The sequence below is a fragment of the Candidatus Methylopumilus turicensis genome (genome assembly GCF_000953015.1).
Classification (GTDB): Bacteria; Pseudomonadota; Gammaproteobacteria; order Burkholderiales; family Methylophilaceae; genus Methylopumilus_A; species Methylopumilus_A turicensis.
Genome location: NZ_LN794158.1, coordinates 461,041 through 473,781 on the forward strand (window position 1 = coordinate 461,041; position 12,741 = coordinate 473,781).

Sequence of the window (12,741 nt, forward strand, 5' to 3'; positions counted from 1 at the left end):
GGCTAATTATTCGGCATGAAAAAAATTAATGGGTGACGGATGCAGCAGTGCTAAGTCTCCTAGGCAAGCTAATCTCCATGCACTAAGTTGCGTGTCATTAAGATGAAGCAGCTCTGCTTTCCAAGCAGGTTTTTCCCCACTCAGTACGATCCCTATTTCAGTAATAGCAGTTTGAGTTTTTGCGATGTAGTAAACAAAATGCTTAAACACACGCCGATCAACGACCTTAATACTAATATAAATTGCATGCGGTATCTTAGCGGTTCTTAATAGACCATCCCAAAAGCTTAACTGTGTTAACGCCTTTTGTGCATCTTTGAATGTGCATGCAAATTCTTTATGAATAAACTCACAAAGCATACGTTTATGCTTATTAATGAGCTTACTTGGAGATGTATGAAGTAAGGGTTGTAAATGTGCGTCCATGGCCCACTCTGATGCAATATGAGCGATCATTCCATTTTCCGTCCACATCTCCTCATGCGCTGGTACAAAATGATTATGCGCAATTACGTCCACATACAAATGGCTTGCGTAACCAATGGCAATCGCAAGCTCCTCTTCTGTTTCCGCAATCGCTAATAAATTGTGTGCATGTTGCCAATCATGTGAGCTTTTGAATGTTTTTGACATGATGGCTAAATCGGGAAGACAAGCGCCTGCCATAACCAAGTCAGGAAAATTTTGAACCGCTTTTCTGAGTCTGGGGTCAAGCGCAGGCATCGCCCATAATAAAGAATGCGCAAAATAGAGATGCGTCATTAATCCCCAAGCATTCGCATCAGCCGTATAGAGGATGAGTGGCATTATCCAACACAGCTTATAGATTATCTTCTTCATGGGTTGATAATTTGCCCTGCAGACGTTAAAGGAGTGTGAAGATTTGATGATGGTATGATGACAAACAAATTGAGCGCGACTTGTTTGATATACTGCTCGCCAAGATTAATAACCATATATTAAGGATGTTATGGAAAGTCCATTCAAAGGAAAAACAGGATTTCGTCGATTAATTAATGCGTTCGGTTATTCGATGGAGGGCTTATCAGCAGCTTACAAAAATGAAGATGCTTTCAGACAAGAGTTGCGCTTAGCATTGATCTTAATTCCTCTTGCTGCTTACTTGGGACATACGGGCATGGAACGTGCCGTGATGATTGCTTGTGTGTTTTTAGTCATTATTGTTGAGCTACTTAACTCTTCTGTTGAAGCAACTGTTGACCGTATTTCACTAGACCATCACTTGCTTGCAAAACGCGCAAAAGATATCGGCAGCGCAGCAGTGTTACTTAGTTTGTTAAATCTAGTCGTCGTTTGGTCTTTGGTGCTTTGCACCGCGTTATAAAAGAATTGTTACAATTCATCTAACTGTCATAAAGCGTCGCTAACATAAGCTTGTTAGCGACCGTCATCGCGGCGCCACTACTAAGGCCGTAGCATTGAAAATTCTATTTATCTCTGATGTCTATTTTCCGCGCATCAATGGGGTTTCTACCTCCATCCGAACCTTTGTGAAACAAATGCAGGACATGGGTCATACCGTGCATTTAATCGCGCCAGAGTATGGCATAAAGACAGAGGACGAAGCTTGGATTAAGCGCATTCCAGCCCGCAGCATTTATTTCGATCCCGAAGATAAGCTCATGAAGTACGGGGTAGCGTTGGATAACTTAATCTCGCTACGCAAAGAAAAGTACGACATCATTCATATACACACCCCATTTGTCGCCCATTATTTAGGGTTAAAGCTTGCACACTTGCTGGATGTGCCTTGTGTTGAGACTTACCATACGTTCTTTGAAGATTACTTGCATCACTATCTGCCTTTTATCCCTAAAGGCATTGCAAAAAGTATTGCACGCCAGATTTCACGCCGACAATGCAATGCGGTAGATGCGATTGTGGCTCCGTCACAGCCTATGCTCGACGTGTTACGTCAATACGGTGTCAAATCAAAAGCAGAAGTCGTTCCAACAGGCCTGCAAGCACACAGCTTTGCAAAAGCAGATGGCGCAGCGTTTAGAGCTAAATATGGCATTGCAGCCGATAGACCGATGGGTCTGTTTGTTGGGCGGGTAGCGTTTGAAAAGAATATTGGTTTCTTGTTACAAATGTGGGTTGATCTCATCAAGAAACAGCCAAATGCATTGTTGGTGGTGGCAGGCGAGGGCCCAGCGGAGGCGAGTCTTCATGCATTAAGTAAAGAACTGAATCTTGAGGACAATATTAAGTTTATTGGCTATTTGGACCGCAATACCGAGCTAAATGCTTGTTATCAAAGTGCTGATGTCTTTGTATTTTCTTCATTAAGCGAAACGCAAGGTTTAGTCTTGCTAGAAGCCATGGCACAAGCAACGCCAGTGGTTGCCATTGCTGAGTTGGGCACAAAGTCTATTTTGATCGAAGGCGAAGGTGCTTTGATTGCACCCCATGATCAAGTTATTTTTGCGGATAAAGTATATGCACTACTCAGCGATCAAGCCCGTCGTGATGCATTAGGCAAAGCGGCATACCAATACGCAAAAGCACGCTGGACCGATAAAGCGCAAGCTGAACGAATGATTCATTTCTATACGGATGTGACAACCTCAATCTAGTCCAAGATAAGCTAGTCCAAGATAAGCTAGTGCAAGATAAGCTGATCCAAGATAAGCAATAAAAAAGCTGGCCTAGGCCAGCTTTTTTATTGGGGTCATTCGGTTAATTAACCAAATTTACCAGTAATGTAATCTTCAGTTTCTTTACGTGTTGGTTTAGTAAAGATCGAGTCTGTGTCACCAAACTCCATCATCTCACCAAGATACATATAAGCGGTGTAGTCAGATACACGTGCTGCCTGTTGCATATTGTGCGTGACCACCAAGATCGTTAGCTTATCTTTTAGCTCAGACATTAACTCTTCAATGTTCGCAGTCGCAATAGGGTCAAGTGCTGATGTTGGTTCATCAAATAGCATAATTTCAGGGTCAGTTGCCAAAGCACGTGCGATACACAAGCGCTGTTGTTGGCCACCAGACAAGTTGAAAGCCAAGTCATCCAAACGGTCTTTCACTTCATTCCAAATCGCTGCACCCTTCAGTGCTTCTTCAACCTTATCATCCACCACACGTTTGTTTGACTCGCCACGAACACGTAAGCCATACGCCACGTTTTCGTAGATTGATTTAGGGAATGGATTAGGTTTTTGGAAAACCATGCTAATACGCATACGCACTTCAATAGGGTCAACACCATCAGCCAAAATATTGGTATTGTCCGGGTGCATCACGATTTCACCATCGTACTTATTGCCAGGATAAAGGTCATGCATCCGGTTAAAGCAACGCAAGAATGTCGATTTACCACAGCCTGAAGGGCCAATGAGTGCAGTAATTTTCTTTTCGTACAAAGGCATTGAGACACCTTTTAGCGCCTTCATGCCGGTGCTGTAGTAAAAGTCTAAATCACGTGCTTCAGCTTTAATCGGTGTTGTCGTAGTGACCATAATTATTTCCCTGCTAATAGATTGAATATTGATTTAGTAAAAAATTGCGCGCTACCACTTAATACTTTCACGAATTTTGTAGCGCAAGCGGATCGCATAACCGTTCATCAGCAGCGTCACGACAATGATAATCGCGCCTGTTGCTGCTGCATTCACATGGAAAGCGTGGTCTGGACGTGATAACCAGTTAAACATTTGAATCGGCATCACTGTAAATCCAGAGCTTAGCCATTCAAAATTCAAGTAAGGTGGTTCAGCTGTAATGGGTGATGGTGGCAAGAACGCAATAAATGTAAGTGCGCCAATGGTAATAATCGGTGCAGTTTCGCCAAGCGCACGGGCCATCCCAATAATCACACCTGTTAACACACCACCGTAAGAGTATTTCAATACATGGTCATGAACGACTTGCCATTTAGTGGCGCCAACCGCGTAAGCTGCTTCACGAATGGCCACTGGAATTGCACGGATGGATTCGCGTGTTGAAACAATCACGATAGGCAGAATTAACAAGCCAAGCGTTAAGCCAGCAGTCAAAATGCTTTGACCCAAACCTAAGCCATAAACAAACAAACCCAAAGCGAGCAAACCATAAACAATGGATGGCACACCTGCAAGATTTGACACGTTAATTTCAATCAGATCAGAAAACCAATTTTTTGGGGCATATTCTTCAAGATATAAACCAGCAGCCACGCCCATCGGCACCGCAGTTAAGAAAGTAATCATCATCACTAAGGTTGAGCCAACCCAGGCTGATAATAAGCCAGCATGTTCAGCACGACGAGAAGGGAAGTCACTCAAAAATTGCAAATTAAAGCGAGCACTACCATCGTAAATCAAGTCAATAAACAGCGTAAGTAGGGTTAGCAAGCCAATCATCAAAGCGATGATGCCAATGACTGAGAAAATATAGTCATTCATTTTGTGGCGCTTAATCATGGCGCGCACTTCAGTTAAGTTTTTAATTACCGATACTTGTGTCATATGGTTGCTCTATTTATGAATATTGATGATCAATATTGAATTGTTGATTTAAATCTTTAATTTCTATTCAACGAATCTTCTGCTTAGTAATTTTCACGATATTTTTTACGAACATAATGTCCAAGCATGTTAAAGCCAAGCGTCATCACCATGAGTACTAAACCAGCAGCAAAAATACTTTGATAACCAATACTGCCGTGCGGTAAGTCACCCAGTGCCACCTGCACAATATAAGCGGTAATTGTGGCGGCGCTATCCATCGGATTGAACGTTAAGTTAGGTTGTTGGCCAGCAGCAACCGCCACCACCATGGTTTCACCTACCGCACGTGAAATGCCCAAAATATAAGCAGCAACAATCCCTGAAATCGCCGCTGGCGCAACGACACGCAAAGCGGTTTGAAAACGTGTCGCACCCATGGCGTAAGAGCCTTCACGCATACTCATCGGCACAGCGCGCATCGCATCTTCAGCCACAGAGCTGATGTAAGGAATAATCATAATGCCCAACACCAAGCCAGCTGAAAGCATATTAAAGCCAGGCAATGTAGGAATCATTTTTTGAAGTAAAGGGGTGATGAAGAAAAGCGCGAAGTAACCAAATACTACTGTTGGCACGCCAACAAGCAGTTCAAGAATAGGCTTAACCGTTTCACGGGTTTTGTGCGAAGCAAACTCTGATAAGTAAATTGCCCCAATCGTACCAACTGGAATTGCAACAAGTAAAGCAATCGCTGAGGTAGTGAGTGTACCTGCAACGAGCGGCATAATGCCGTAGTGCGCATCTTCAAAAAGAGGCGTCCATTGAGTGTCTGTAAAGAAATCAATCACTGAAACGGTTTTGAAAAACCCAAGCGATTCATTTAATAAAATGGCCACAATCCCAACGGTTGTGGCAACGGCTGATAGCGCAGCGAGCATCAAAATGAATTCAATCACACGTTCTTTAATGTTGCGGCGAATATTTTTCGCTAAACGTGGGCTGATGGTCGTCGTTGATAATTCATTCATCGCAGTAGTAGCCATATTTAATGATATTTTTCTATTTTAGATGACGGAATTTGCTGTTTAACAATTCAATCAATCTTAATGACAAGAGGTGACAATTTATAACCGCTAGATTTAAACCCCTAGCGAATTTGGGGCAGCTTTCGCTGCCCCAATGCTTACAACATTGAATTACTTGATACGGTTGATTAGGTCAGTAATCTTAATGCCTACTTCTGGCGTACCGTTGAAACCAGTACCTGGTTTCATTGCCTTGAAGTGGGCTGTCACTGCTGCATAATCTGCAGCTGGAAGTGGAACATATTTCACTTCTTTAACCAACTTAGGTGCATTTTCCAAATAGTAGTTAACGAATGCTTTAACTTCTGGTTTGAATGCAGCCGCTGTTGCGTTCACGTAGATGAACAATGGACGTGAAAGTGGTTGATATGTACCGTTCATTACCGCTTCTGGTGAAGGCATAATCGCTGGAGTACCAGCTTTAGCAATAATTGGTAGTGCGCGTAGCTTGTCTTTGTTCGCTTCGTAATATGCATAACCAAAGTAACCCATGCCGCCAAGGTTGCTTGAAACGCCTTGTACTAACACGTTGTCATCTTCTGATGGTGTGTAGTCTGAACGATGTTTACCTTTTTGACCGTTGATCGCTTCACAGAAATAATCAAATGTACCTGAAGCAGTACCTGGGCCAAATAAAGCAAGTGGTTGGTTTGGATAAGAGCTGTTGATTTGGTTCCAGTTTTTCACTGAAGAACCAGCCCAGATTTTTTTCAAGTCATCAGCAGAGATTTCTTTGATGAAGTTGTTTTTACCGTTAACAACAACAGTTAACGCATCATAAGCGATTGGCAATTCAATGTATTGAATACCAGCATCTTTACAAGCGTCGATTTCTTTTTGTGAGATTGGGCGTGAAGCATCTGAAATGTCAGTTTCGCCACGGCAGAATTTTTTGAAACCACCGCCAGTACCAGATTCACCAACCGTTACTTTTACTTTTGCTGATTTTTGAAATTCTTCAGCAACTGCTTCAGTAATTGGATAAACAGTTGAAGAACCGTCGATTTTAATGATTTTTTCAACAGCGTATGTTGATGTTGCTGACAATGCAGCTGCAACAAACGAAGCAACTGTGAGAGCTTTTACGAACTTAGATTGCATAATAATCTCCATTGAGTGAACTGTTCTTTCATGAGCCTGATCATAAACCTGATCATTTGACTCAGAAATATGCTTCGTATCGTATAGATGAAATATTACAAGTTTGTGACAAAATTTGCGAAACATATATTCCGAAACTATCCTTTGCTAAGAATGTGCGAGATGCTTTAGCTTCTTGTTTGAAAGCGCGGTTTGATAAAGGGCGCCTTGCGAGGTTTGATGTATAATTTGGCCTACTAAAAATTAGCCGTGCCGGAAATACACATGGAAGCCGAACAACTTAACCTCATTGGCAATCGCCTTGCCGACCTCGCCGAGCGCCAACATGCGCTTCGGGGGTATCTTTGACTTTGAAAACAAGCAACAACGTTTAGAAGAAGTCAGTCAGCTTTTAGAAGACCCCAGTATTTGGAACGATAACGAGCGCTCACAAAAGCTAGGCAAAGAACGCCGTGAGCTTGAAGGATTAGTGAAGTCGCTAGTGGACATCGATGCGGGCATTCGAGATGCTTCTGAGCTATTTGACATGGCCAAAGATGAAAGCGACGAAGGCACGCTACTCAGTATAGAAGCCGATAGCCTTGCACTTGAAAAACAACTTGAAGGCATGGAATTCCGCCGCATGTTTGCCAATCCAATGGACCCCAATAACTGCTTTATGGACTTTCAATCTGGCAGTGGCGGAACTGAGGCCCAGGATTGGGCGTCTATGTTGCTGCGGATGTATTTGCGTTATTGCGAGCGTAAAGGCTTTAAGGTCGAAGTGCTTGAAGAATCCGAAGGCGATATTGCGGGGATCAAGAGTGCATCGCTTAAAGTGTCGGGTGAATATGCCTACGGTTATTTGCGCAGTGAATCAGGGGTGCATCGCTTAGTGCGTAAATCACCATTTGACTCGGGTAATCGCCGTCACACTTCATTTGCAAGCGTGCAAATTTTTCCAGAGATTGATGACTCGATCGAAGTGGATATTAATCCTGCCGATTTGCGTATTGATACTTACCGTGCCAGTGGTGCGGGTGGTCAGCATATTAACAAGACCGATTCTGCGGTGCGGATTACGCATATCCCAACCAATACCGTGGTGCAGTGTCAAAACGATCGCTCGCAACACCGCAATAAAGCGGAAGCCATGAATATGCTCAAAGCTCAGCTTTATCAGCTAGAGCTGAATAAGCGTAATGAAGAAAAACAAGCCTTAGAAGATGCCAAAACCGACATCGGCTGGGGCCACCAAATTCGCAGCTATGTGCTAGACCAATCACGTATTAAAGATTTACGTACCAACGTTGAAGTTGGGAATACACAAGGGGTGCTCGATGGCGACCTTGATCCATTTATATCTGAAAGTTTAAAGCAGGGAGTTTGAAGTGAGTGAACATCTAAATCCGCCATTACAAGACGAAAACCACGTGATTGCCGAGCGTCGTGAAAAGCTAAAAGCCATTCGTGCGGCTGGCGTTGCCTTCCCGAATGATTTTAAGCCTGAGCATTTTGCTGCAGATTTACATGCGCAATATGGCGAGCTTGAAAACGAATCGCTTGAAGGCATGGCCGTCAACGTTAAAATCGCTGGTCGCATGATGCTCAAACGCGTGATGGGCAAAGCCAGCTTTGCGACCGTGCAAGATCGCTCTGGTCGCGTTCAGCTATTTATCTCTAAAGATAATATCGGCGAAGAAATATACGAATCATTCAAACATTGGGATTTGGGCGACATTCTCGCCGCCGTTGGTGTAATGTTTAAAACCAAAACAGGCGAGCTTTCGATTAAAGTCACGGAGCTTCGCTTACTCACTAAATCGTTGCGTCCACTCCCTGAAAAATTCCACGGTTTGGCTGACCAAGAGATTAAATATCGCCAACGCTATGTGGACATGATTGTTTCTGAAGAAACCCGCAACACCTTTAAGGCACGTAGCAAAATTGTTTCAGCCATTCGCAATTTCATGGTGGAAAACGAGTTTTTAGAGGTTGAAACGCCGATGTTGCACCCAATTCCTGGTGGTGCTTCAGCTAAGCCATTTGTCACGCATCACAATGCTTTAGATATGCAAATGACCTTGCGTATTGCCCCAGAGCTATATTTGAAGCGCTTGATTGTGGGTGGCTTTGAGCGTGTGTTTGAAGTAAACCGCAATTTCCGTAATGAAGGTGTGAGTGTTAGACACAATCCAGAATTTACCATGATGGAGTTTTACGCGACTTATACCGACTATAAGTGGCTAATGGACTATACAGAAAACTGTATCCGCGCTGCGGCAATGGCGGCTTGCGGCACTGCTACCTTGCAATATCAAGGTCGTGAATTAGACTTTAGCAAGCCATTCCAACGCTTAACCATTGTGGACGCCATTAACAAATACGCCCCTAATTACAACGCAGCGCAATTAGCCGATGCAGCGTTTATTCGTCAAGAGCTACTCAAGTTTGGCGTAAAAGCCTTTGACCATGCAGGCCTCGGCGCATTGCAATTGGCGCTGTTTGAAGAAACCGCAGAAAGCCAATTGTGGGAGCCTACTTATATTATTGACTACCCGATAGAGGTTTCTCCACTCGCGCGTGCGTCAGATGCCAACCCTGAAATCACGGAGCGTTTTGAACTCTTTATTGCTGGCCGTGAAATCGCCAATGGCTTCTCAGAGCTGAACGATGCGGAAGACCAAGCCGCGCGCTTTCATGCGCAAGTGGCGGCCAAAGAGGCGGGGGATGATGAAGCGATGTATTACGATGCAGACTTTATCCGTGCGCTGGAATACGGCATGCCACCAACAGGCGGTTGCGGTATCGGCATTGACCGCTTAGTGATGCTCCTCACAGACAGCCCAAGCATTCGTGACGTGATTTTATTCCCGCACATGCGCAAAGAAGTTTAATTAAATATTAAGTTAGGCTAAATACTAAGTTAGCTTAAATAAGCTAAAGCCAGCCCAATTAACCCGCTAGCAATAATCACCACTAAAGTATTCGCTTTAAATTTGGTGAGGGCAATAAAAGCCAAGCCTGCAATCACCAACCCAGCAATGTTAAGTTGCTGGGTTTTTTCTTGCCAAAAAGTATGTAGGGCAAAAAACACCGCCAAATTCAAAATCACGCCAACCACTGCTGCAGTAATGGCGGTTAATGGCGCAGCGAGTTTAAGTTGGCTGCGCGTGGTTTCAATAAACGGCGCGCCTAAAAAAATCATCACAAAGCTCGGTAAAAAAGTAAAAAAGGTCGCCACGCCCGCCGAAGCCAAACCTGAAACCCAAAGCGGTGCAAGAGGTAGTGCATGGTTCACCCAGCCACTCACAAAGCTAATAAAGGTAATCACCATAATCAGCGGGCCAGGCGTGGTCTCACCCAGCGCCAAGCCATCCATCATTTGCGTGGCAGTAATCCAATGATAATGCTCCACCGCCCCTTGATACACATAAGGTAACACTGCATAAGCCCCGCCAAAGGTTAATAAGGCGGCCTTGGTAAAGAACAAAGCCGTTTGGCTAAGCAAATCATCAAAGCCAAAAGCGCTCACTAATAGATAAAAAGCCGAGCCGCCAATCAGAAATCCCAAGGTCAGTGTTTTAATGAAATGCTTAGGGCTATAGCTTGCATGGTCGGGAATGGCCGTATCGTCATCAATGATGGCGGGCAAATGTTCAGCGTGTGTATCAGCTTTGTGTGGGGCTGTTTTAAAAGCCTGCGGCAACCAATGACTTGCTACCCAGCCGATGACGGCTGCAAGTAAAACAATCAAAGGGAATGGCAATTTGAAAAACAAAATACCAATAAATGACAAGGCCGCAATGAGGACGAGTAAAGGATGCTTCAGTATCCGTGTGCCAATGCGATAAGCCGCAAATAACACAATCGCCACCACCGCAGGTTTAATGCCGCTAAATAGGCTTTGGATGATAGGCAAATCGCCATATTGCATATACATCACACCCAAACCAGCCAATATAAAGAAGGATGGCAAGATAAATAACAACCCAGCGATTAGCCCGCCCACGGTTTTGTGCATCAGCCAACCAATATAAATCGCCAGCTGCTGGGCCTCAGGGCCGGGCAGCAACATACAAAAATTAAGCGCATGTAAAAAACGGGCTTCAGAAATCCAGCGTTTTTCTACCACTAACTCTTGATGCATGATCGCAATCTGCCCAGCTGGGCCGCCAAAGCTAATAAAGCCTAGCCTTAGCCAATACCAAAAAGCTTGTTTTAAGGAAATATTTTTTTTTGCCATGTCATCATATAAATTGAGTTTATCTATGTGAGATGAATGATAAGTCATCTCATTGAACACTGCATTGTTGTTTTTTTACAACAGAACTAATCTAAATTCATTATTGTCATCTAAATGTCATATATAACTATCATAATCGCGCACGTATCAATTTCTTTATTACAGAATTTTTTTGTTTGGTTTTTTTAAGGGAGTATTTATGAAATCTATCAAAATGCGTGGCGTAGTAGCTGCGGTAGCGGGTGCTTTGATGTTCGGCTTCGGCGCCAACGCAATGGCTGACTCAACAGACGACATCCTGAATGCATTGATTGCAAAAGGCGTGTTAACAGAAGAAGAAGGTGCTTTGCTTCAAAAAGGCCGTGAGGGCGAAAAATTAGGTGCTTCAAAAAAACCTAAAACAACTGAAAAAGATGGCGCATTTACGCTTGAAAGTGGCAATGGCAACACAACAATGGCTGTTACAGGTCGTTTGCATTTTGATATGCATAACTCAAATCTTGATTTTGCTACTACCGAAAACACTGATAAAGACACTGCAAGTGCTGCGGATCAGTTTGAAATTCGTCGCGCACGTATTGGTGTTAAAGGCAAACTTGCCAAAGATTTCAAATATGAAGCGGTTACAAACTTAGTTGGTGGCACACCGACAATCGATGTGGCTTTCTTAGATTGGGCTAAGTACGATCAAGGTAATATTCGTTTTGGTAAATTTAAGCAACCATTTAACTTGGAAGAGTTAACAAGTTCAAACAATATCACTTTCATGGAGCGCTCATACGTTAACCAGTTAGCACCAGCAAAAAAACTTGGTGTGATGTTCTCTGGTGAAGGTCGTCCTGGCTTCACATACGCGGCTTCAGGTTTCCAATTTAACGATACTGAGCTAAGTTATAAAGGTGAAGATTTGTCTTACGCTGGCCGTACGACATTAAACTTTGCTGAAATTATGGGCGACAAAACTGCTATTTACCATGTTGGCTTGTCTGGTTTTGATACATCTTATGCTGTTCGTCCTACAACATCATCAAGCGCTTCAGGTGGCACCACTTCAAGTGGTTCAATCATGTCATTTAGAGGTTCTAATCGTGGTTTAAGCAATATTTTTAGAGCTCAAATTGAGGGTGACACAACAGTAAGCGGCCAGAGCGTTGCGTCAGACAATAGTTCACAGGTCTCAGCTAAAGCACTTGGTCTTGAGGGTATCGTTGCTAGAGGTCCATTCAAATTGCAAGGTGAATATGTAAGATCAGATTACAAAGCTAATTACAATGACGTTGCAAAAATGTCACTTGATGCCAATGCTTGGTACGCTGAAGCTGCATGGATGATTACTGGCGAAAGTTATGCTGATTCATACAAAAAAGGTGTATTTGGTGCAATCAAACCTAAGAGTATGTATGACATGGATGGCGGCAAGGGCTGGGGTGCTTGGGAACTGGCATTTAGGGCTGAAGGTTATAATGTCGAAAATGGTTCACTTACCGGCGGTGCCTCAAGCTCTCGCTTCCAAGGTAACTTGAGCTGTGCATCAGGTTCATCAGAAACTATTAACACAGGCTCAAGCAAAACAGCTGCTCAAGCTAATTGCGAATCAGGCGCTAAATCATATACTGCTGGTCTAAGATGGATTGCTAATCCAAATTTACTATTTAAGCTTAACTACACATATACTAAGTTTGATTATAAATGGGATCACTTTGATACAGAAGGTACTAAGTTCATGGATAACGAACAAGTTATGTCACTTCGTGGTCAATGGATGTTTTAATTTAAGTTAGATTGTTTTACTAAATAAAAAAACCCGCTTCGGCGGGTTTTTTTATTGCCTGTCAAAAAACTATCTTATTTATCACTTAAAATAATATTTATTAAAT

11 protein-coding genes are annotated in these 12,741 nt (G+C 43.3%); 5 read left to right on the forward strand and 6 right to left on the reverse strand.

Going from position 1 to position 12,741, the window contains the following annotated elements; all coding sequences use genetic code 11:
• Positions 1-6 precede the first annotated feature (6 nt).
• Positions 7-807, reverse strand: coding sequence for a zinc dependent phospholipase C family protein (locus BN1209_RS02475; protein ID WP_231855146.1), 801 nt, complete (start codon positions 805-807; stop codon positions 7-9).
• A gap of 163 nt (positions 808-970) precedes the next feature.
• Between BN1209_RS02475 and BN1209_RS02480 the strand changes: the two genes are divergently transcribed.
• Positions 971-1,345 (forward strand): diacylglycerol kinase, encoded by a 375-nt coding sequence (locus tag BN1209_RS02480; protein ID WP_045750798.1) that lies wholly within the window; start codon positions 971-973, stop codon positions 1,343-1,345.
• A gap of 94 nt (positions 1,346-1,439) precedes the next feature.
• A complete protein-coding gene (locus BN1209_RS02485) occupies positions 1,440-2,597 on the forward strand; it encodes a glycosyltransferase (protein ID WP_045750799.1) in 1,158 nt (385 codons plus the stop codon).
• 107 nt (positions 2,598-2,704) lie between these two features.
• Here BN1209_RS02485 and pstB read toward each other — a convergent pair whose 3' ends face one another.
• The 4 genes from pstB to BN1209_RS02505 form a co-directional block, all read right to left on the reverse strand.
• A complete protein-coding gene (pstB, locus tag BN1209_RS02490) occupies positions 2,705-3,484 on the reverse strand; it encodes a phosphate ABC transporter ATP-binding protein PstB (RefSeq protein ID WP_045750800.1) in 780 nt (259 codons plus the stop codon).
• 51 nt (positions 3,485-3,535) lie between these two features.
• Entirely contained in the window at positions 3,536-4,471 is a 936-nt protein-coding gene (pstA, locus tag BN1209_RS02495; RefSeq protein ID WP_045750801.1) for a phosphate ABC transporter permease PstA, read from the reverse strand.
• 83 nt (positions 4,472-4,554) lie between these two features.
• Positions 4,555-5,496 (reverse strand): phosphate ABC transporter permease subunit PstC, encoded by a 942-nt coding sequence (pstC, locus tag BN1209_RS02500; RefSeq protein WP_045750802.1) that lies wholly within the window; start codon positions 5,494-5,496, stop codon positions 4,555-4,557.
• Positions 5,497-5,649: 153 nt separating this feature from the next.
• Positions 5,650-6,639, reverse strand: a complete 990-nt coding sequence (locus tag BN1209_RS02505; protein WP_045751915.1) for a PstS family phosphate ABC transporter substrate-binding protein — start codon at positions 6,637-6,639, stop codon at positions 5,650-5,652.
• Between the two features lie 264 nt (positions 6,640-6,903).
• Between BN1209_RS02505 and prfB the strand changes: the two genes are divergently transcribed.
• Positions 6,904-8,008 (forward strand): peptide chain release factor 2 gene (gene prfB, locus BN1209_RS02510; RefSeq protein WP_144402531.1). Its coding sequence is split into 2 segments (ribosomal slippage): positions 6,904-6,984 and positions 6,986-8,008, totalling 1,104 coding nucleotides; the frame shifts between segments, so codons are not numbered across the junction.
• 1 nt (position 8,009) lies between these two features.
• Positions 8,010-9,515, forward strand: a complete 1,506-nt coding sequence (lysS, locus tag BN1209_RS02515; protein ID WP_045750803.1) for a lysine--tRNA ligase — start codon at positions 8,010-8,012, stop codon at positions 9,513-9,515.
• A gap of 29 nt (positions 9,516-9,544) precedes the next feature.
• Here the strand turns inward: lysS and chrA are convergent, their stop codons facing one another.
• Positions 9,545-10,864, reverse strand: coding sequence for a chromate efflux transporter (chrA, locus tag BN1209_RS02520; RefSeq protein WP_045751917.1), 1,320 nt, complete (start codon positions 10,862-10,864; stop codon positions 9,545-9,547).
• Between the two features lie 199 nt (positions 10,865-11,063).
• On the opposite strand from chrA, the gene BN1209_RS09150 reads away from it, so the two are divergent.
• On the forward strand, positions 11,064-12,635 hold the full coding sequence (locus BN1209_RS09150) for an OprO/OprP family phosphate-selective porin (protein ID WP_045750804.1): 1,572 nt from the start codon (positions 11,064-11,066) through the stop codon (positions 12,633-12,635).
• Positions 12,636-12,741 lie beyond the last annotated feature (106 nt).

Coding starts and splice junctions, on each gene's coding strand:
- BN1209_RS02475 (WP_231855146.1), bottom strand. CDS start 807: ATGCCACTCATCCTCTATACGGCTGATGCGAATGCTTGGGGATTAATG.
- BN1209_RS02480 (WP_045750798.1), top strand. CDS start 971: ATGGAAAGTCCATTCAAAGGAAAAACAGGATTTCGTCGATTAATTAAT.
- pstB (WP_045750800.1), bottom strand. CDS start 3,484: ATGGTCACTACGACAACACCGATTAAAGCTGAAGCACGTGATTTAGAC.
- pstA (WP_045750801.1), bottom strand. CDS start 4,471: ATGACACAAGTATCGGTAATTAAAAACTTAACTGAAGTGCGCGCCATG.
- pstC (WP_045750802.1), bottom strand. CDS start 5,496: ATGGCTACTACTGCGATGAATGAATTATCAACGACGACCATCAGCCCA.
- BN1209_RS02505 (WP_045751915.1), bottom strand. CDS start 6,639: ATGCAATCTAAGTTCGTAAAAGCTCTCACAGTTGCTTCGTTTGTTGCA.
- chrA (WP_045751917.1), bottom strand. CDS start 10,864: ATGGCAAAAAAAAATATTTCCTTAAAACAAGCTTTTTGGTATTGGCTA.
- BN1209_RS09150 (WP_045750804.1), top strand. CDS start 11,064: ATGAAATCTATCAAAATGCGTGGCGTAGTAGCTGCGGTAGCGGGTGCT.